General features: G+C 32.4%; 15 protein-coding genes. All 15 read left to right on the forward strand.

Annotated elements, in window-relative coordinates:
- Window positions 1-12 precede the first annotated feature (12 nt).
- The 15 genes from ABID96_RS07830 to ABID96_RS07900 all read left to right on the forward strand — a co-directional run bounded on the left by ABID96_RS07830 (window position 13) and on the right by ABID96_RS07900 (window position 21678).
- Window positions 13-2277 (forward strand): glycoside hydrolase family 31 protein, encoded by a 2265-nt coding sequence (locus tag ABID96_RS07830; RefSeq protein ID WP_377896797.1) that lies wholly within the window; start codon window positions 13-15, stop codon window positions 2275-2277.
- 60 nt (window positions 2278-2337) lie between these two features.
- On the forward strand, window positions 2338-3969 hold the full coding sequence (locus tag ABID96_RS07835; RefSeq protein ID WP_192601522.1) for a glycoside hydrolase family 13 protein: 1632 nt from the start codon (window positions 2338-2340) through the stop codon (window positions 3967-3969).
- A 365-nt stretch (window positions 3970-4334) separates the two neighbouring features.
- Window positions 4335-6071 carry an ABC transporter ATP-binding protein gene (locus ABID96_RS07840; RefSeq protein WP_192601523.1) on the forward strand — a complete coding sequence of 579 codons (1737 nt, stop codon included), beginning with the start codon at window positions 4335-4337 and terminating at the stop codon, window positions 6069-6071.
- Window positions 6071-7294, forward strand: coding sequence for an ABC transporter ATP-binding protein (locus ABID96_RS07845; RefSeq protein WP_377896798.1), 1224 nt, complete (start codon window positions 6071-6073; stop codon window positions 7292-7294). Before ABID96_RS07840 ends, ABID96_RS07845 begins: the two co-directional genes overlap by 1 nt.
- 22 nt (window positions 7295-7316) lie before the next feature.
- Entirely contained in the window at window positions 7317-7859 is a 543-nt protein-coding gene (locus ABID96_RS07850; RefSeq protein WP_377897044.1) for an ABC transporter ATP-binding protein, read from the forward strand.
- A gap of 120 nt (window positions 7860-7979) precedes the next feature.
- Window positions 7980-9020, forward strand: coding sequence for a serine hydrolase domain-containing protein (locus tag ABID96_RS07855; RefSeq protein ID WP_192601525.1), 1041 nt, complete (start codon window positions 7980-7982; stop codon window positions 9018-9020).
- 193 nt (window positions 9021-9213) lie between these two features.
- The gene (locus tag ABID96_RS07860) at window positions 9214-9933 is read left to right on the forward strand and encodes a hypothetical protein (protein WP_192601526.1); all 720 of its coding nucleotides are present in this window, start codon (window positions 9214-9216) and stop codon (window positions 9931-9933) included.
- 513 nt (window positions 9934-10446) lie between these two features.
- Window positions 10447-10914 carry a DUF3291 domain-containing protein gene (locus ABID96_RS07865; protein ID WP_192601527.1) on the forward strand — a complete coding sequence of 156 codons (468 nt, stop codon included), beginning with the start codon at window positions 10447-10449 and terminating at the stop codon, window positions 10912-10914.
- A 359-nt stretch (window positions 10915-11273) separates the two neighbouring features.
- On the forward strand, window positions 11274-12008 hold the full coding sequence (locus ABID96_RS07870) for a YwaF family protein (RefSeq protein ID WP_192601528.1): 735 nt from the start codon (window positions 11274-11276) through the stop codon (window positions 12006-12008).
- A 370-nt stretch (window positions 12009-12378) separates the two neighbouring features.
- Window positions 12379-12981: a TetR/AcrR family transcriptional regulator gene (locus ABID96_RS07875; RefSeq protein ID WP_192601529.1), complete on the forward strand. Its 603-nt coding sequence runs from the start codon at window positions 12379-12381 to the stop codon at window positions 12979-12981.
- A 186-nt stretch (window positions 12982-13167) separates the two neighbouring features.
- A complete protein-coding gene (locus tag ABID96_RS07880; protein ID WP_192601530.1) occupies window positions 13168-16290 on the forward strand; it encodes an MMPL family transporter in 3123 nt (1040 codons plus the stop codon).
- A gap of 278 nt (window positions 16291-16568) precedes the next feature.
- On the forward strand, window positions 16569-17933 hold the full coding sequence (locus ABID96_RS07885) for a PTS mannitol transporter subunit IIBC (RefSeq protein ID WP_483301339.1): 1365 nt from the start codon (window positions 16569-16571) through the stop codon (window positions 17931-17933).
- Window positions 17934-17959: 26 nt separating this feature from the next.
- Window positions 17960-20056: a BglG family transcription antiterminator gene (locus ABID96_RS07890; protein ID WP_192601532.1), complete on the forward strand. Its 2097-nt coding sequence runs from the start codon at window positions 17960-17962 to the stop codon at window positions 20054-20056.
- Between the two features lie 16 nt (window positions 20057-20072).
- Window positions 20073-20510, forward strand: a complete 438-nt coding sequence (locus tag ABID96_RS07895) for a PTS mannitol transporter subunit IIA (RefSeq protein ID WP_192601533.1) — start codon at window positions 20073-20075, stop codon at window positions 20508-20510.
- Between the two features lies 1 nt (window position 20511).
- Entirely contained in the window at window positions 20512-21678 is a 1167-nt protein-coding gene (locus ABID96_RS07900) for a mannitol-1-phosphate 5-dehydrogenase (protein WP_192601534.1), read from the forward strand.
- Window positions 21679-21819: the final 141 nt, after the last annotated feature.

Consider the following 21819-nt stretch of genomic DNA (forward strand, 5'->3'; position numbering starts at 1 on the left):
GGAGATGGAATTATGCTTGAAAATTCTAGTTTTTCAGTTAAACCTGAATTATTTTCAGAAGCAAGTCAATTAATTGATGTACTACAAATTCAACAGATTACAACCTACTCAAAAGAAAAAAATACATGTGTGTTTACTGTTAACAAAGGAAATATCACAGTAGAGTTTCCAAGACCTGATATCGTAAGACTAACTGTTAACCATACAAGTGAAAATTTCACGCACCATAATAGCTCAATCGAAACATATGAAGGCTCTGAGTTTACAATCAGAGAAACTGAAGAACATGTTTTAATGCAAACAACAGAAGTAGAATTTTTTCTACATAAACAAAATTGTAAATTTATTATTAAAACTGCTAAAGGCGAAGTTTACAGTAATGGTTTTTATTTGACTGAAGAAGGTACGATTTCTCTAATCGGAGCCCAAGAAAATGAATTTATTTACGGACTTGGAGAGAAAAGTGGTTGGTTAAATAAAAAAGGTGAGCGTTTATCAATGTGGAATACGGATGTTTTTGCACCTCATACACCAGATATTAGCGAGTTGTATGAATCAATTCCTACTTACTTATCATTTACACCGAATTATTCTTTTGGTTGTTTTTTAAATAATACAGGCCGTACCATTTTTGATTTTAAAAATCGCAAGGAAGAGCACAAATTAGAAACTGAAACAGGCATCATTGATCTGTTTATCTACACTGGACCATCGATGAAAGAAGTACTTGAACAACATACCTTTATAACTGGACGTCCATATCTTCCACCTAAATGGGCACTTGGATATCATCAATCAAGACATAGCTATCAAAATGAAGAGGAATTAAAGTATATTGTTGATTCTTTTGAGGAGCTAGAAATTCCAGTAGATGCAGTTTTCTTAGACATCTTATATATGGACGGATACAGAGTATTTACGTTTGATAAAGAACGTTTCCCAAATTATGAGACATATCTTCCTCAATTACTTGAAAAAGGAATTCATATTGTTCCAATCGTAGATCCAGGCGTGAAAGTTGCTGGACAATATGATGTTTTCATAGATGGCGTCGTAAAAGATGCATTCACTAAAATGCCAGATAAATCACTTTATATTGGTGATGTATGGCCAGGGAAAAGTGCTTTACCAGACTTTAGTCAGCAAAAAGTAAAAGACTGGTGGGGAGAATTACACGAGTTTTATACAAAGCTAGGTATAAAAGGAATTTGGAATGACATGAATGAGCCAGCCATATTCAATGAATCAAAAACGATGGATTTAGATGCTGTTCATGACAATGATGGAAATCCAATTAGTCATAAAGAATATCACAATTTATATGGTTATGAGATGAGTAAAGCTACTTCAATCGGCATTCAAAAATTAACAAATGAACGTCCATTTGTACTAACTAGAGCAGGATATGCAGGCATTCAAAAATATGCAGCTGTTTGGACAGGTGATAATCGTAGTTTTTGGGAGCATTTAGCGATGACGATTCCAATGTGCTTAAATCTTGGATTATCTGGTGTTACATTCTCAGGCCCAGATGTGGGCGGATTTATGAATGATACAGAAGCAGAGTTGTTGACTCGTTGGATTCAAATGGGGACATTTTTACCGTACTTTAGAAATCATTGTTCAATTGGTATGGATCGACAAGAACCTTGGGTTTTCGAAGAGAAATTTACAGATATAAATAGAGATTATATTCAAATGCGTTACGAATGGATGCCGTATCTATATCAACAATTTATTGAAGCAGAAAAAACAGGTTTACCAGTTATGCGTCCATTAGTACTTGAATATCCAACAGATCAACGTACATTTGACATGAATGATGAATATTTAGTAGGAGAAAATCTATTAGTTGCTCCGATTGTTACACGCTCAGCGAGATCTCGTTCGGTTTATTTACCAGAGGGTATTTGGTACGATTACTGGACTGATCAAGTATTTGAAGGTGGAAAAGATAGTTTAATTGATGCGCCACTAGATAAAATACCATTATTTTTGAAAGCAGGAAGTATTATTCCTTTAACAAATAAAAAGAAAAAAGCGAATCAAAAAGATGATGAACTTTACTTACATTTGTATTCTCAAGAAACTGGAAATGTAAAAACAATCATTTACGAAGACGATGGACTTACAATGAATTATCAAACAGGTGAACGCTTTGAATTACATGTAAATGTAGATTTTAATCATGAAAATGTAAACGTTAAGCTAGAAAGTAAAGGAGATTTTAAACCTAGCTGGAATAAAATCACGGTCTTTTTACATGGAAACAAATAGAGAATTACGCATCGAAGGTCATTTAGAATTCGAGACAAGATCAGGTAAGGAGCTAATGTAATGGAGAAAAAATGGTGGCATAATAGCGTCGTTTATCAAATATATCCAAGAAGTTTTATGGATAGTAATCAAGATGGGATAGGCGACTTAAACGGTATTATTGAAAAGCTTGATTACTTAAAATTATTAGGAATAGATGTTATATGGTTGAGTCCAGTATATAAATCACCTAATGATGATAATGGCTATGACATTAGTGATTATTGTGACATTATGGAAGAATTCGGAACGATGGAAGATATGGACCTACTAATTTCTGAAGCAAATGATAAAGGAATTAAAATTGTAATGGATTTAGTGGTCAACCACACTTCCGATGAGCATCCATGGTTTATTGAATCTCGAAAAAGTAAAGATAATCCTTATCGCGATTATTATGTTTGGCGAGATCCTGTTCAAAATGCAGAACCAAATGGTCTACAATCAGTTTTTAGTGGTAGTGCCTGGGAATTTGATGAAGAGACTGGTCAATATTTTCTTCACTTATTTAGTAAGAGACAGCCTGATTTAAATTGGGAAAATCCGAAGGTTCATGAAGAAGTATATAATATGATGAATTTTTGGTTAGATAAAGGCATTGGTGGTTTCCGCATGGACGTTATTGATTTAATCGGAAAGCTACCAGATCAAGAGATTACCGGGAATGGTCCTAAACTACATCAATATTTACAAGAAATGAACTCAAAAACGTTTGGAAATCATGATGTTTTAACTGTTGGAGAAACTTGGGGTGCAACTCCGGAAATTGCAAAATTATATTCTGATCCAGAACGTAATGAATTAAGTATGGTCTTTCAATTTGAGCATATTAGTTTAGATCAACAAGAAGGGAAAGAAAAGTGGGATTTAAAACCACTAAATCTACTTGATTTAAAAGCTGTATTCAATAAATGGCAAACACAGTTAGATGGCAAAGCTTGGAATAGCTTATTTTGGAATAACCATGATTTACCTCGTATCGTTTCTAGATGGGGAAATGATCAGGAGTACCGAAAAGAAAGTGCGAAGATGCTAGCAACAATCCTTCACTTAATGCAAGGTACACCTTATATTTATCAGGGTGAAGAAATTGGTATGACAAATGTTCGATTTGATAAAATAACTGATTATGATGATATTGAAACTCGTAATATGTATCATGATCGTATTTCAAAAGGATATTCTCATGAAGAAATAATGGAATCTATTTATACTAAAGGAAGAGATAATGCACGTACGCCAATGCAATGGAGCGAAAGTGAGCATGGCGGTTTTACGAGCGGAACACCGTGGCTTTCATTGAATCCTAATTATAAAGAAATTAATGTGTCAGAATCGATCAAAGACCAATCCTCTATTTTTCACCATTACCGCAAGCTAATCGAACTAAGAAAACAACTTCCAGTCATTGTTTACGGTTCATTTGACATGTTAGCAGCGGATGATGAAAATGTATTTGCTTATACACGTGAGTTAGAAGATGAAAAACTGTTGATCGTAGCTAACTTTACAAGTAATAAAACAAGCTTCCATTATACAGAACAATATGAAGATGCAACAATTTTACTAAGTAACTATGAAGAATCTGGCCTACAGCTCGACTCAATTAACCTTAGACCATATGAAGCGATTGTCTATAAAATAAAATTGTAAATAAATTAAAAATTGTTTGACATTTATTTTGTTAGTCGTATATGATGTTATTATCAAATAAAAAAGGAGGTAGGTTGAAATGATGATTGTAACAATTAAAGCTAAAAAACACTACAAGTTAATAATGAACATGAACCCTATCTCTGCGCAGGACGGACCACGTTAAAACGAATTATTTAGTGACAATCTAGCCATGGGTTTATATTCCCCATGGCTTTTTTGTGCCTAAAATAAGCTAATGTTTATTTTGGTACAGAAGATTTTTTATGGCCATGGGGTATGGAAAATATTCCCATGGCTTTTTTTGTCAAAATTGTGGAGGGTTGCGTAGAGAATAGGTTGATTGATACAAAGGAGGTACAAGAGTGTTACGAATTTTAAAATATGTTTATAGACACAAATTATCATTATTTATTGGATCTTTATCAATGCTACTAGTAATTGGGGTAGACCACTTAATCCCATACTTACAAATGGTATTGGTAGATGATGGAATTATTAAAAAAGACGGATCGGTGATTCTTCCAATCATTGGTGGAATTTTAGCGATTACATTAATCAAGTCAGTTCTTGGATATGTAAAAGAATATTTATATGATTTAGTTGGCGCAAAAGTTCATGAAGATATTAAGAACGAAATGTTCCAACATATTCAAAGCTTCGAGTTTAAATACTTTGATTCTATGAATACAGGTGAATTACTTTCGAGAATCGGTGAAGATGTAGAGAATATTTGGCAAACAATAGGTTTTGGTTTGCGATTATTCGTAGAAAACATCATCTATTTTGTTGCTAGTACAATTATTTTATTTATTATTGATTGGAGATTAGCTCTGATTTGTTTAGCAATTATGATTCCAATCGGATATATGGGTACAAGGTTAAATCGATTATTAAATGCAGGATACGGTAAGATTAGTGACCATACTGCTGAAATTAATACAACTGCTCAACAAAATATCGCTGGGGTAAGATTAGTAAAAGCCTTTGCACGAGAAAAACATGAAACATTGAAATTTTTAAAAATGAATCGTGGTTACTATGATTTAAATATGGCTCAAGCGAAAACAATGCGTAAATACTTTCCTTCAATTGAGTTTTTAACAAATATTGCATTAGTTGCTATGATCATTGTTGGAGGATATTTCGTACTTCAAGATACGATGACACTTGGTGAGTTAGTTGCATTTAGTGGTTATATTTGGAACTTAATTTGGCCAATGAGAATGCTAGGTTGGTTGACAGATATTCTTTCTAAAAACCAAGCATCTGCTAAGAAGATTTTTGAAATTTTAGATCGTAAAACAGAAATTAAAAATAAACCTGACGCTTATACACCAAGTCTTGTTGACGGTTCAGTGGAGTATAAAAATGTTAGTTTTAAATATAATGATGAAATGGTCTTAAAAAATATTAATCTATATATTCCAAGTGGAAGTAAAGTAGCGATTATGGGTACAACAGGAGCGGGTAAGTCATCAATCCTACACTTAATTGGACGTTCTTATGATGTGGCAGAGGGAGAATTATTAGTAGACGGGGTTAATGTGAAAGATTTTAACTTAACTAGCCTTCGTACAAATATGTCACTAGTATCACAAGATACATTTTTATTCTCTGACACGATTGAAAACAATATTAAACTAGGAAATCCTGAAGCAACAATGGATGAAATTCGAGAAGCTTGCCGTATTGCATGCTGTTTAGATTTCATTGAAGAGCTTGAAGAAGGATTTAGTACAGAAATTGGAGAGCGTGGAATCGGATTATCAGGTGGACAAAAACAAAGGATTTCAATTGCACGTGCTCTATTACGTAAAGCACCGATTCTAGTACTTGATGATGCAACTTCTGCATTAGATATGGAAACAGAATATGAATTATTACACAACTTAAATAAACGTTTTTCTCATAGTACAACATTTATTATTGCACACCGTATTTCGGCAGTTAAAAATGCTGATATTATTTTGTTTGTTGAAAATGGAGAAATTATTGAAAAAGGAAATCATAAAGAATTACTTGCTCTTAAAGGAAAATATTATGAAGTATATGAGGAGCAGTTTAAAGATTTTGAAACAGTAGAAAGCGGGGTGGTCTAATGGCACAGAATACTATTAATCGTGATGAAGACCAACTGAATCGTAGTAAAGTCGAGATTATTCTCAGACTTGGAACTTATTTACAACCTTATAAATTTAAAACCTTTATTGTTATATGTTTAATGTTATTTGTAATGATCGTTGGTATCTTAAACCCGTACTTATTGAAAGTAGCAATTGATACGAATATCAAAAATAATGATGTAAAAGGTCTTATGGTGATCGGCGGCGTTTTACTTGTATTAAATTACTTAGCAATGATGTCATCAAGAATTCGATGGACAATGATAAGTTCTGTTACAAACAACATCTTGGTGAATATTCGTCATGAACTATACACACATATTCAAAAACTATCATTTACATTTTTTGATAATCGCCCAGTTGGTAAAATTTTAGCTCGTGTAATGGGTGATGTTAACGCACTTCAAAACTTATTTAACCAAAGTATCCAGACTTTAATTCCAGAATTATTAAGTTTAGTCTGCGTTACGGTTGTGATGTTTATTTTAAATGTGAAGTTAGCTTTAGCGTCTGTTTTAATTCTTCCTTTTCTTGCAGCAGCAATGTTCTACATTGAAACTCGTGCTAGGAAGAGATGGGATGTATATCGTAAAAAACGATCAAATCTAATCGCTTTTATTCATGAAGATTTTTCAGGAATCAAAGTTGTTCAGTCATTTGCAAAAGAAAAGGATAAAGAAAAAGATTTTAAGGAAAAAGTTTCTGAACTAATGGGAGCATTCATGAAAGCAGTTAAACTAAATGACTTTTTCTGGCCTTTAGTTGAACTTTCTTGGGGAGTAGGAACAGTAGTTGTATTCTACGTTGGTTACAAACTAGTAATGAGCAAAGAAATTGAAGTAGGTACGTTAATTGCCTTTTCAATGTACATCGGAATGTTTTGGCGTCCAATTATGAACTTATCAAACTTCTATAATACTTTAATTTCAAACTTTTCTGCGGCCGATCGTATTTTTGATATTATGGATATTGATCCTGATATCATAAGTCAAGAAAATGCACAACCAATTGGCCATATTAATGGAGAAGTTAGATTTAATAACGTCACATTCGGATATGATGAAAATTCAACAGTCTTACGAAATGTTAATTTCACAATCAATCCTGGTGAAAAAATCGCCCTAGTTGGAGCAACTGGTGCTGGTAAAACAACGATTGTTTCCTTACTAAGTCGTTTTCTACGATCCAACAAATGGTGAGATATTAGTAGATGGAAAAAATATTAAAAATGTAGATTTAGAGTCATATAGAAGTCAAATGGGAATCATGCTTCAAGATACATTCTTATTTTCTACATCAATCATGGAAAATATCAGATATGGTAAATTAGATGCAACAGATGAAGAAGTTATTGCTGCAGCAAAAGCTGTTCATGCCCACGACTTCATTATGAAAATGGAAAATGGTTATGATACAGACGTAAATGAACGAGGTTCAAGACTTTCTTTAGGTCAAAGACAATTAATTTCATTTGCAAGAGCACTACTTGCCAATCCGCGAATTTTAATTCTAGATGAAGCAACATCTAATATTGATACACATACAGAAAAGCTTGTACAAAATGGTATTGAAACATTATTAGAAGGAAGAACTTCATTTGTCATTGCACACCGACTATCGACAATTCGTGATTGCGACAAAATCATGGTAATTGGTAATGGAAATGTTGAAGAAAGTGGTACTCACGAACAATTACTACAATTAAAAGGCCACTACTATAAACTATACATGGCACAATATAGCTTCATTAACGATGGAGCATAAAATGAAAAGAGCAGATCCCTTTGATTTGCTCTTTTTCTTTTTTTATTCGTATTAACATATTTTAAAGGATTTTGATTCTCATAAGTAGAATATGGATTTGAGCAAAGGAGAGAGTGAAATATGATTACAAATCAATCAACTAATAAAATACAACAAAATTTACAAATAGATAAAACAGAAAGATTAAACCCTTTGTATAAGTATGTTGAAGATATAAAATACAAAATTAAAGCTTCAGCTAGTGCAGTATATGTGATACAAGAAAATAAGGTAATAGGAGAATGGTATTTTGGTTTATGTCCTCTTACAAGTCGTGAAATCGTAGAAGCTTCTCGATTTAATATATATTCTGCTCGTAAAAGTTATATAGGATTGGCAGTTGCTATTCTTATAAATGATAAGAAAATTCTTAATCTAGATGATGAAGTAAGAAATTATTTAGAAGAAATAGATGAGGTTATTTGTAATGGGATTACATTACGTCATTTGGTAACTCATAGTCATGGATTAAGATTTGAGAAAGACAAATTTGTGAAAGTTGCTGCCCCAGGAACCATTTGGGAATATAATGATGCTGGCCTTGTTTTATTATATAGTATAATTAAGAGAGTTTCAGGTAAGGATGTAAATCAAATTATTAGAGAATATGTATTTGAACCATTAGGATTTACTGAGTCTGGCTGGGAAATCACAAATAATAATAATCTTGTAGCAGATATTTTTGAGTCATTTGAAAATCCTAAAGTTAGATTAGATGATCCAACTGGATTCGAAAGAAATTTATATGTCAGTGCAAGGGAACTTGCACATTGGGGCTATTTACATCTCAACAAAGGTAATTTAAATGGTAAGCAGATCTTACCCAAAAAATTATTTGAATTAACAACAACAACTCATACTCCAAAAGAAATGATTAATACACACCAAAATGGATTTTTTTGGTTCAAGAACGAAAATCAATATATTGAAAGTGAACTGGGGGAAGATGTTCCACCAAAATCCTACCAAATTTTAGGGGCTTCTGGTTGTGCATGCTTAGTAATGCCCGAATATAATGCTGTAGCAGTAAGAATGTACAATAAGAGAGGAAATCCTGATGGATATGATTATTTAAGAGATATAAAAAACTTTGGTAATTTAGTAAGTACTTTATTGAAATAAAGAGAGTGAATTTAACTAAGATAGACTACTACTTAAGTAGTCTCTTTTTTTTTTGTAGAGGTAGAACATAGTAATTGAAAAATTCATGATCAAATAAATGATAAAATAGCAATCTATGAAAGATATGTTTTAATACCAACTAGAAATATGAATAAGTAATCAGTAAAGGGAACACTAAAATGAGGTGTTTTCTATGATACGATTTATTTGGTTAATGTTAGTTGTTCTTTTAATTATTCCCCAATCAGCAAAAGCCCTAACTGATGATTACGTAAAAGTATCAAGTTTAGACAAGGAAAATATAACCTTGTATGCTAAAAAAGGTGGGGGCATGTATAAGGAATTTAAAATATATTTTAAAGGTGAAACATACTTTAGACCTTTCTGGATGAATGTAACAAATCCTACTTATGCACCCAAAATTTTCTACGAAGATATTAACAAAGACTCAATGAAAGAGTTAATCATTACTTTAACCAAAGGCTATGGTACAGGTGTATTAGACGAAGAGGTATATGTTTACAGATATACCAACGGATTGATAGACGAACTTGTTGATAATCCAATCGCTATCATTTATAAAAATGTTAAAACAAAGTTAACCACTGAAAAAGCCGAAGTTAAGATCGGAGATAAAGTAACCACTGTTGATACGAAATCGATTGAACCATCACATCTTTTTGAAGATATAGGTTTTGGGGGGATAATTGATTATGAAGTAATTAACAAACGTCTGATGGTAAGAGTAGCTGGCCAAATCACACCAGCAATGTTTATTGGAGATATAATAATTGTATATGAACATCGAGATAAAATGTATCAAGTGAAAACAATTGAATATATACCATACAACGCTGAAGAAAAAAATCCTTTTTATGGTCCACTAGAATTCATTTCTGGAGCGATGAAATGAATAAAAATAACTCTGATAATAGGCTTCTTAATCAATTAATTAAGAACAGACATTTAATAGTAATATTAATATTTATTATCATAATCATCACAAATATTGTCTGTAAAAATAAAGTGTTTGGGTTTGAAGATATCATTACTATTCTTGGTTTTATATGTGTTTTATTCATAATTATTTTGTCTAAAAAGTATAGTCATAATAAGTAAAAAAGTTGAACTAAGTAGACTACTTCGGTGGTCTTTTTTGGTTTCTTTACTAAAAGATTTTTTTATTTTAAAGACAGAAGTTGATTACAACGGAAGGTGCGAGACCCCGCAGGCGTGCCGATGAGGCTCAACTTTCGCCCCACGGAAAGGGAGCACAACCTGGAGTTGTAATCAACTAACGCATTCTCAATTTATAACAAAGGCTTTGATCTGCATGGTTAGTTTTTTATGTTTCTCTTAAAAATATTTGTTATGTTTAAACATTCTTATTGAATATACATTAATAAAACATTAAGGAGGTCTGTTTATGGCAATTGTTTCAATTTATACTGTAGGAAGACTTAAACACCCGTATGACCACCCAGCCTCTCGTGATTTTTATCGAGTAGGCAATGATGTATTTCGTCAGGCAATTAAATCAGGACAACTCATAGAGGACTTTTCTCCAATCGGGGTCACAATCCCTGAAGAAATCAAAAAAGGTGAGGGAGAGCCTGCCATTACACTAACGGTGTGGAGCAGTCTTCAATCTTTATTCAAATTTACATATTCGGGTAATCATATGCAAGCGTTAAAAGATCGAAACAAATGGATGGAGTCTTATCAAGATAAACATCAACCATATGTTGTGTGGTGGTCTGAGAATTTGAATGATGTATCTTGGGCAGAAGCTTTTAAGCGTTACGATTATTTCATACAAAATGGACCATCGCCTTTTGCGTTTAATTTTAAGAATGCATTTGATGAAAAGGGCGAACCATTCTTGATAAAGTAGTAGGGGAGTTATTTATATCATATAGTCCATTTTATGAAAGACTACTTTGATTTAAGAAGGATTGAAGGTATTATTTTTTGTGTTCGTTGATAAATAATAATGGATAGTCTAATGTAAATTAAACATATTTTACGTAATGTTTTTGCAGTTCAGTAGCATAAGAAAAGGATATTAAATAATACAAGATTTGAGTATAATTGAATAAAATACAAATATGTTACTAGTAAGAAGGATTTACATAGGCATTAAATAGAAACTCCTGCTTAAAGAAGGACAAGTTAAATTGAACGAATGCATGCATTGGTTGAAAGAGGAAGACTATTTAAAATTAAAAGTTAATATAATTGCAGGGGGATGTTATGGGTTTATTTGGGGGAAGTAGTAAAGGGATTCGTTTTGAGGCGTTTGGTACAAGTCATTTAATTGTAATAGGTTTATTAGTACTGTGTATGATAGGTTTATATATAGGTAGAAATAAATTAAAAGAATTGAATCTAAGAAAAGTAGAGTTTGGATTTGCTTGTTTACTTATTGTGGCTGATCTTTTATATAATATATGGATGGTAAAAAATGATATATGGAGAACGAGTGATTCGTTACCATTGCAATTATGTAGTATAAGCTTATATTTAGTCATCTTATTATTGTTAACAAGAAATAAGCTAGTTTATGAGATAGTATTGTTCACTGGAATTTTAGGTGCGATGCAAGCAGTTTTAACACCGTATTTATTCTTTGATTTTCCACATTTTAGATTTATACATTTCTTTGGAACACATAGTTTAATTATATTAGTGCCATTATATTTTACATGGGTAATAGGCTATCGCCCGACGATCTATTCTATCGGTAAGGTATTTTTGTTTTTAAATATCCTTATGCCATTTATTATGTTAGTCAATAAAAAGACTGACGGAAATTATATGTTCTTAGGTGGAAAACCTGAAACAAAAAGTGTGTTGAATTATTTAGGGGAATACCCGTATTATATCGTTTCGTTAGAAGGCGTATTATTAGTACTGAGTTTATTATTATGGGTAGGATTACGTGAGAAGAGTAAGAAATTACGTAAAGAAACAGAAATTAGTATGTAGTATGTTTTGAATGAATGAATGAATGAATCAATAGAATCAAGATCCTACAAAGTGATATTGGAAAAAGGATAGTATGACAGAATAAATATCTGCCATTACTATCTTTTTTTTTGTACTATTGAATTGATTCTTATCTAAAGTTTTTAGAATAAGATCATTGTTTATAGTTGTGAAATGGGTAAATTAATGATTAGTTATTGCTACACAATAAAAGGATAATCACGACAGAACTCTTCTCTTGAAATTTGGTTAATTATAGATGAAAACTCAATTGAAAATAGATAAACAAAATTAGTTTTAAAAATAATAAAAAAAGAATTTACAAAATTTTGTTTCAATGATATCCTCAAAAATGAACGGAGGTTCACGAATGCAAATCTTAAAAGAAGATATTAAGAATCGAATTATTGCTGCAGCTCTGGAGGAGTTTAAGGAACAAGGGTATCTCGGAGCTTCCATTAGAAATATCGCAAGTAATGCAGGCATTGCTTTAGGTACTATATACAAATATTTTAAGAATAAGGAAGACCTTTTTAATTCTTTAGTAGAACCAGTTTATAATGATGTGCTACTGACGCTTAAAGATTCCATTGATAGTAGTATTAACCCAATCTGTACAGTAATAGATATTAAAGATGTCATTTTAGATATTTTTAAAGTGAAAAATAAAGAACTATTAATTCTCTTTGATAAGAGTAAAGGCTCAAAGTTTGAAAACTTTAAAGAAGAGATGATCTCAGTCATACATATTATTCTTCAAAAGGAGTTAATGCAGCAATTGAAAGAAAGGGATATTGAGGTTAAAGATCCATTTATTTGCTACGTTCTCTCGACGACCTTGCTTGAAGGAGTTTATACTCTGTTAAGAACTCAGGAAGACGGAGTTAGAATAAGTATCTTAGTTGACCAGTTAATTCATATCATTTTTACGGATATTGAAAAGCGATTTGAAGAAATGTCTCACATCTTTTGATGTGACTATTCTTTGTCTATTAGTGAACTAATGTTCATTATTGTATTAATTTGTATAGCCATTACTTAAGTAAGAATTCAAATAACTAAAATGTATAACTTTTTTTTACCTATTGGTGAACAATTGTTCATTTTTAAACAAATGCAAAATAGTCATTTACTAATTTATAAAAATAGGAGGCTTCAAATGAGAAAGATTTTAAAATTCCGTTGGATTATATTTTCAATCTGGATTGTTTCAACAGTTTTATTAACAGTTTTTCAACCAGATATAAATGAAATTCTTAGACAAAGAGGGCAAGGAGAGTTAAGTAATGACAATCCTTCCAAAATAGCGAACTCAATTTTAAGCAAAATGAGTACGGTCAAGGGGAATAATGAATTAATTGTCTTTTACGACGAGAATAAATTATCAACAGAAGACATGAATCAGATTGAATCAGGAATCAAAGCGATTCAAAACAATAAGGAAGAGCTTGGGGTCGATGAGATTATTGATCCATTTAGTATACCTGATGCAAAAAGCTCTTTAACCTCAAAAGATGGAACTACTTTATTAGTATCTTTCAAGCTTAATATTAATGGAAGAGACATAGATGAAATAAAAAAAGAATTTAATAATAAGCTAGAAAAAGTAAAAGTCACTTACTATTTAACAGGAGAAGACTTTATTAATGATGATTATACAAAAGTATCGATCGCAGGAGTAGATAAGAGTGGAGCATTAACGATTATCTTTATTCTTGTTGTATTAATCATTATGTTCCGTTCGATTGTGACTCCATTAGTATCCTTACTTGCAGTTGGTATATCTTATCTGTGTTCGATGGGAATTGCTGCTCAGCTGATTGAAAAGCTTCATTTTCCAATAACAAGTCTTACACAGCTACTCCTTATTTTAATTTTATTTGGTGTAGGAACGGATTATAATATATTACTATTTAACCGATTTAAAGAGGAATTAAGTAAAGGCTATTCAGTTGATGATGCCATCGTGAATACGTTTAAAACAGCAGGTAAAACCATTTTTTATAGTATTCTTACAGTTTTTATTGCCTTTGTAAGTTTAAGCTTTGCAAAGTTTTCAATCTATCAATCAGGTACAGTTGTTGCAATTGGAACGGCTATTTTCCTTTTAGAAATACTAACGTTTACGCCAATTTTAATGAAAGTACTTGGTAATAAACTATTTTGGCCATCAAAAGGTGCTTCAGGTCATGGAGAAAATAAATTATGGGCTAAACTAACGTCGGTTTCTGTTAAATATCCTGTGCTTGCTACACTAGTAATTCTTGCTATTACGGTACCTTCAATACTTTTTAATACACAAAAACTAACATTTGATACTTTGAAGGAATTAGGTGATTCGACGCCAGCTTCAAAAGGATTTAATATTGTAGCTGAGCATTTTGATAAAGGTCAGGCGATGCCGACCACAATTGCAATTGAAAGTAAAAATCCAATGGATTCTAATGAGTATTTAGCGGTAATTGACAATCTTACAGAAGAAATTAAAGACATAAAAGGTGTTAAAAAAGTATCCAGTGTAACGCAACCAACTGCTGAGCAAATTGAAGATTTTTATATAAGCAGTCAAACAGAAGCTGTTACAAATGGAATGGATGCTACAAAAGATGGTGTGAACAAGATTAGTAATGGGTTAAACCAGATGAGCTCTAGTTTAACAACACCGGACTTCTCAAGTGTGAATGATCTTGTAAAGGGCACTGGAGGAATCCAAACAGGACTTGGTAGTATTAGCGAAGGACTAACAAAAATTGATAATGGAATCATACAGGGGGCGGATGGTGCTGCTGGGATCAGTGATGGCATTGGCAAAGTAAAAGTAGGCATAGAAACAATTAGCAGTAAAACGAATGAGGTTGCGAATGGGCTGTCGAGTCTTCAAATTGGTTATACAAAATTAAGAGATGGATATGAAGGTATCGAGCAACAACTACCAATGTTGCAACAGAGCCTTGGAGGAATGAATCAGTTAATCGATGTACTTGGTGAAAAGTATCCAGATCAATTAGCTTCTGATGAACAATATAAAACTCTTAAAGAATCTGGTAACTCGTTAGCCACTGGATTAGCTCAGGTTAATGGCGGAATTTTGGAGTTAGGTAAAAACTACGACACATTAAATGCTAATTTTAAGAAAGCGAATGATGGATTAAAACAACTTGCCTCTGCTCAAAAACAGATGGTAAGTGGATTGGATGAGTTACAAAAAGGTGCAGCATCACTTTCAGATGGGTTAAAGCAAGGTAGTGCTGGACAGAAAACGATTATCTCTAGTATGGCACAATTGAATTCCGGCGTTGAAAAAATAAAAAATGGTCAAGAGCAGCTTAATGACGGTTTATCAAAGCTTTCTGGTGGAATGGGTCAGCTTAAAGGTGGAATCGATAAAAGTGGTAACGGACTTGATGATATTGCAGAGGGACTTGGTAAGACAAACAACTACTTGACGCAATTAACAGATTATAAAACGTTTTTTATACCGAAAGACGCATTAATAAATAGTGATTTTAAGAAATCAATGGACAATTACATGTCTCGAGACAGAAAAATTGCAAAAATTACAGTTGTTTTAAATGACGATCCTTATTCTGCAAATGCACTAAAAACGATAGAGAAGATTAACAATACATTATCTTCTGGCCTAAAAGGAACAGTTCTATCTGATGCGAAATTTGGAACTGGAGGTCCAAGTTCGAATACAAATGATATGAATAAGGTCCTAAAAAGTGATTTAGACCGAACGAAAGTCATTATTTTAATAAGTGTATTTCTAGTACTGGTTTTAGTCATCAGAAATATTTGGATTCCACTTTATATTGTTGGATCATTAATCGGGTCTTATTATATAGGGATGAATGCAATGAACTTTGTTGTATATGATGTGCTTAAATTAGATGGCATTTCTTCATTTGCTCCATTTTTCGCATTCATCATTATTGTCGCTATGGGAGTAGATTATAGTATCTTCCTTATGATGAGATACCAGGAATATCCTGATCTTTCGCCTAAAGATGCTATTGTGGAAGCTTCCAAACATATCGGCGGAGTAGTAATCTCTGCAGGAATAATTCTTGCAGGTACGTTTGCTACGCTTATACCTTCAGGTTTGTCACTATTAATTGAATTAGGAACAGCCGTAATCGTAGGGATTGCAGCGCTGTGCTTGGTATTCTTGCCAATATTTGTACCTGCACTGATTGCGATACCAGACTTTTTGTCTAAACTTCGATTGAATAAAAAGAATGATGAAGGTTTACAAATAAAAGACGTTCAAAATTTGTAATCTAGATCATTTACAAATAATGAGGAGACAGGTGTTGTTATGTGACAATGCCTGTTTCTTTTTTCTTGAAGAAAATGGACTAAATATATAAAATTATCAAACACTTTTTAATTTTGTCACATAAGTTCGTGACAAATACCAATATTCATTTCATTGTTTTGTAAGTGTAAGCGTTTTAATATTTAACTATAAAGATGAATGGGGGGAAAAAATTGAGTATAGAAAAAGGAAATAACATAAAAGTAAAAATTCAAAGATTCGGTAGTTTTTTAAGTGGAATGGTAATGCCAAATATAGGGGCATTCATAGCATGGGGATTAATTACTGCAATGTTTATTCCAACAGGCTGGATACCAAATGAAAAATTAGCAGAATTAGTTGGTCCAATGATTACTTACTTATTGCCATTACTGATTGGTTTTACTGGTGGAAGAATGGTCCACGATATTAGAGGTGGAGTTGTTGGAGCTATCGCAACAATGGGGGTAATTGTCGGTGCAGAAATGCCTATGTTCTTAGGGGCAATGGTTATGGGACCTCTTGGAGGATTGTGTATCAAAAAGTTTGACCAAGTGATCCAAGGAAAAGTTAAGTCAGGATTTGAGATGTTAGTGAATAACTTCTCAGCAGGTATTTTAGGAGCAATTTTAGCAATCATTGGTTTAATAGGTGTAAATCCTGTTGTGTCAACTCTTACGGAATTATTAGCTAATGGTGTAGATTCCATGGTAAAAGCAAATGTCATTCCATTAGCAAATATTTTTATTGAACCAGCAAAAATTTTATTTTTAAATAATGCAATTAATCATGGAATCTTAAGTCCAATTGGTCTTGAACAAGCAAAATCAGTTGGAAAATCTCTCTTATTCTTATTAGAAGCAAATCCTGGACCAGGTTTAGGCGTTTTATTAGCATATACGATATTTGGCAAAGGTGCTGCAAAACAAACAGCACCTGGTGCAGTTATTATTCATTTTTTAGGCGGGATTCATGAGATTTATTTCCCATATATCCTAATGAAGCCAATCTTACTTTTATCAGTTATTGCAGGTGGTATAGCAGGTACATTTACATTTAACATTTTAGGCGCAGGTCTAGTAGCAGCAGCTTCTCCGGGAAGTATAATTGCAATATTAGCAATGGCTCCTAAAGGTGGGTACTTACCAATCCTTGCAGGTGTAATTGTAGCAGCAGCCGTTTCATTTATCATTTCTGCAGTCATCTTAAAAGCATCTAAGTCAGCAGTATCAGATGAAGATTTGGAGGCAGCGGCTCAAAAGACAAGTGACTTAAAAGGGAAAGAAAGCAAAGTAGCTAATCTAATTCAAATTGAGAAAGAAGTAGCAAGCTCTCTAGTTGTTGATAAGGAAGTAAAGAAAATTATTTTTGCCTGTGATGCTGGAATGGGCTCTAGTGCAATGGGGGCTTCTATTTTACGAAAAAAAGTAAAAACAGTTGGATTAGATGTAGAGGTTACAAATGTAGCAATCAATAATCTTCCAAATGATGTAGATATTGTTATAACGCATAAAGATTTAACAGATCGAGCAAAAAGTAAGGTTCCAAATGCAGTTCATTTATCTGTAGAAAACTTCTTGAACAGTCCAAAGTATGATGAGTTGGTGAATTCTTTGATAAAATAAATAAAAAAAGATTAATAGAGGTATGTATGTATATTTCAGCTAGAGAAAGAGAAATCATTCACTTGATATTAGAGAATCCGAATGGAATCAACGTTCATGAGATTGCAGCGCAGATACATGTTAGTAGTCGTACCGTACATCGAGAATTAAAAGGAATTGAAAAGATTGTTGAAGCTCATCAACTTCATTTTAAGAAAGTATCGGGAATTGGAATGACGATAGAGGGAACTCATGAGCAGAAAAATGAGCTTCAAATTACAATCTTGAAAAGCGGCCAAGAGTTTACGCAAAAAGAAAGACAGGAATTAATTCTCTGTGCCTTATTGAAAGAACCAGAATCTATTAAATTAAGTTCATTGGCAAATGATCTACATGTCACTGTTGCTACAGTTAGTAATGATCTGAATAGAGTGGAAGAATGGTTAAAGGCGTTCGATTTAAATCTTATTAGAAAAAAAGGTTACGGTATTGCCTTACAAGGATCTGAAAGAAGAAAAAGAAAGGCATTTGGCCATCTAATCGCACAGCAATTAAATGAATATGAGTTTCTATCTGTAGTAGAAGATGAGTTTGAGGCGAGTAATAGACTATCAAATGAACTATTAGAAATTATTAAACTTGAAAAACTCACTATGATTGGAAAAATGATTCGTGATATTGAACAACGATTGCCATACTCCTTAGCTGACAATGCATTTATGACTTTTACAATCCATTTATCATTAGCCATTGAAAGAATTATTCTAGGCGAAGTCATTGAAATAGACCAAGATGTACTAGAAGAGTTGAAAATGTCTAAAGAATTTCTTATTGCCGGTCAGATTGCTACTGAATTAGAAGAAGTGTTTAAAATTCATATTCCAGTTGCAGAAAAAGGCTATATTACGATGCATTTGTTAGGTGCGAGGCTACGCCATGAGAAAAATGATTGGTTAGAGGAAAGTGATACAGAGATTGTAGAAGGTTCAAAAAAGTTAATACAATATGTATCGAAACAGCTTGATATAGACTTTGAGAAAGACGCTGCTTTATTTGAAGGTCTAATAACGCATATTGAACCAGCTATTTATCGTATTCAAAAAAAATTAGAAGCTAACAATCCTTTAGCAAGTCAAATTCAAAAGGATTATCCTGTCCTGTTTAACCTCATTCAAGAAGGGTTAAAATTAGCATTTCCAGCTGTTTCTTTCCCAAAAGAAGAAATTGCTTATCTAGTATTGCACTTTGGATCATCACATGTAGTCTATGAAAATAGTAAAGAGGTTAGAGCGCTAGTATTATGCTCTAGTGGAATCGGTTCATCAAAAATGTTAGCAAGTCGAATAAAAAAAGAGATTAAAGAAATAACAGACATTGACGTATCATCATTAGCAAACTTAAAGAATATTCAATTGGGACAATACGATATTATTTTATCGACTGTTGATATGCCTGGTTTTTCAAAAAACTATATTACAGTAAATCCTTTATTGACAAAAGAAGAAGTAGAACAAATTCGTGAAGAAATAAAACGTATTTCTCTAACGACTGAAGCAGCTTTATTAAAGAAAATTCAACATAAAAAGCATCAAAAACCAAGAATACAGGAAACCACAGAAACAATAAAACAAAAGATGGAACTAGTACATCAATATACAGAAACTGTACTTCACATTTTGAATACCTTTGAAACGATTTCTTTACCGTTTATTCCAACGTCATCTATTTTATTATTAGAAGTTTGCAAGCAAGTAAATATGAGAGGACTAATCGGTGATTATTTTGAGGTATCTAATGAACTAATGGAGAGAGAAAAGAAAGGTGGACTTGGAATACCTGGAACAGGTATAGCTTTATATCATTGTCGATCTGAATATGTGATGAAACCAGTATTCTTGTCCTTTCAACTTCATGAATCAATGTTTGTAAAAGCAATGGATCAGTCAACAGTTAAAATCAATTCATTGTTATTATTACTCGCTCCAGTAGATATACAAATGGGGCAATTAGAGGTGCTAAGTACAATCAGTTCAGCAATTATTGAAGATGAAAAATCAATAAAAATATTTTCGTCAAATAACTATAGTGATATTTATGAAACTCTAAGCAAAGTATTGTATGAAAACTTACAGAAAAAAATTTAAGAATTGAGGGATTTTGATGATCCAGACCGTATTACCAACAGATAATATTTTATTGAATGTAGAAGCAAAAACTAGTGAAGAGGCAATCCGATTAGCTGGAAGTGTTTTAGTAAAAAACGGCTACGTTGAAGAAACCTACATTGAAAAGATGATTGAAAGAGAACAATCCTTAACAACTTATATGGGGAATTATATTGCGATTCCCCACGGTACAGAGGAATCAAAGGAAGAAGTTATTACATCAGGAATATCAGTCCTACAAATTCCAAATGGAGTAGATTTTGGGAATGGAAATATTGTAAAAGTTGTTTTTGGAATAGCTGGAAAAAACAATGAACACCTTGATATATTATCTCAAATCGCGATTCTTTGTTCAGAGGAAGAAAATGTCGATAAGTTAATTGCTGCTTCATCAAAAGAAGAACTAATCAACATGTTTAGTGAGGTGGAGTAAGATGTTAGCAATACACTTTGGTGCTGGAAATATCGGTAGAGGTTTTATCGGTCAATTATTGCACAATGCAGGATATGAGATTTGTTTTGTTGATGTAAATGAAGAAATTATTAACGAACTAAATAAGAAGAAATCTTACACAGTCATATTAGCGGATTGCACACAAGAAAAAATAAAGATTACGAATGTAAGAGGGATTAATAGTCTTAAAGATCCTCAAGAAGTGACTAAAATTATCGCCAAAGCTGATATTGTCACTACAGCAGTAGGACCAACAATCCTTCCAAAAATAGCAAAGCTAATTGCAGATGGACTAATAGAGAGAGAGACTAATCTAGAAAAACCTTTAAATATTATTGCATGTGAAAATATGATAGGTGGCAGCAGTTATTTAAGAGATGAAGTGTATAAATATATGACATTTTCTCAGAAAGAAAAAACTGACCAATCAGTTTGTTTCCCTGATGCAGCCGTAGATAGAATCGTTCCAATTCAAAGCCATGATGATGCTTTATTAGTTGCAGTGGAACCGTTTTATGAGTGGGTTATCGAAAAGTCGAAAATGAAAGGTGATATCCCTGTGATTAATGGGGTAACTTATGTAGATGATTTACTACCGTATATTGAAAGAAAGCTATTCACTGTAAATACAGGTCATGCAGCAACTGCCTATCTAGGAAATTATTATGGTATTCAAACAATTAAAGACGCCATAGCTAATGAAAATATTAGACATATAGTTAGCCAAATCATGAAAGAAACTGGTGCATTATTAGTAAAGAAATATCATTTCGATCCCGAAGAACACAATTTATACATTGAAAAAATATTAAATAGATTCGAAAATGAATACATTTCAGATGAAGTAACTCGTGTAGCACGTTCACCAATTCGTAAATTAGGAGCAAATGACCGTTTTATAAAACCAGCAAGAGAGTTAATGGAGTTTGGAAAACAACCTAAATATTTAGCTAAAGCAATTGCTGTTGCAATGTCATATAAAAATAACGATGATCAAGAAGCGATTGAACTACAAAGTTACCTTAAGGATCATTCTGTGGAACAGTTGCTTGTTAAATATTCAGAATTATCAGACTTTAAAGAGTTGATTAACTTAATTATTAAGGAATATGTTCAAATAGAAAAAGACTTATATATTCAAATGTAATAATTTTACTAAATCAAAATTTACTTATAACCTATTCTTTTATTACAGGAAAAAAAGCTGCTTACATGCAGCTTTTTTTGTTATAAAAGGCACTTAGTAATAAAGACTCAATTTTTATCTCATTACTGATTGATGAAGGTA

It is taken from the genome of Gottfriedia sp. OAE603, assembly GCF_040543965.1.
In the GTDB taxonomy this organism is placed as follows: Bacteria; Bacillota; Bacilli; order Bacillales; family Bacillaceae_G; genus Gottfriedia; species Gottfriedia solisilvae.

What these genes read in the sequence shown, in the direction of transcription:
- ABID96_RS07830 (WP_377896797.1), top strand. Translation starts at nt 13, where the DNA reads ATGCTTGAAAATTCTAGTTTTTCAGTTAAACCTGAATTATTTTCAGAA.
- ABID96_RS07835 (WP_192601522.1), top strand. Translation starts at nt 2,338, where the DNA reads ATGGAGAAAAAATGGTGGCATAATAGCGTCGTTTATCAAATATATCCA.
- ABID96_RS07845 (WP_377896798.1), top strand. Translation starts at nt 6,071, where the DNA reads ATGGCACAGAATACTATTAATCGTGATGAAGACCAACTGAATCGTAGT.
- ABID96_RS07855 (WP_192601525.1), top strand. Translation starts at nt 7,980, where the DNA reads ATGATTACAAATCAATCAACTAATAAAATACAACAAAATTTACAAATA.
- ABID96_RS07860 (WP_192601526.1), top strand. Translation starts at nt 9,214, where the DNA reads ATGATACGATTTATTTGGTTAATGTTAGTTGTTCTTTTAATTATTCCC.
- ABID96_RS07865 (WP_192601527.1), top strand. Translation starts at nt 10,447, where the DNA reads ATGGCAATTGTTTCAATTTATACTGTAGGAAGACTTAAACACCCGTAT.
- ABID96_RS07870 (WP_192601528.1), top strand. Translation starts at nt 11,274, where the DNA reads ATGGGTTTATTTGGGGGAAGTAGTAAAGGGATTCGTTTTGAGGCGTTT.
- ABID96_RS07875 (WP_192601529.1), top strand. Translation starts at nt 12,379, where the DNA reads ATGCAAATCTTAAAAGAAGATATTAAGAATCGAATTATTGCTGCAGCT.
- ABID96_RS07880 (WP_192601530.1), top strand. Translation starts at nt 13,168, where the DNA reads ATGAGAAAGATTTTAAAATTCCGTTGGATTATATTTTCAATCTGGATT.
- ABID96_RS07885 (WP_483301339.1), top strand. Translation starts at nt 16,569, where the DNA reads ATGGTAATGCCAAATATAGGGGCATTCATAGCATGGGGATTAATTACT.
- ABID96_RS07890 (WP_192601532.1), top strand. Translation starts at nt 17,960, where the DNA reads ATGTATATTTCAGCTAGAGAAAGAGAAATCATTCACTTGATATTAGAG.
- ABID96_RS07895 (WP_192601533.1), top strand. Translation starts at nt 20,073, where the DNA reads ATGATCCAGACCGTATTACCAACAGATAATATTTTATTGAATGTAGAA.
- ABID96_RS07900 (WP_192601534.1), top strand. Translation starts at nt 20,512, where the DNA reads ATGTTAGCAATACACTTTGGTGCTGGAAATATCGGTAGAGGTTTTATC.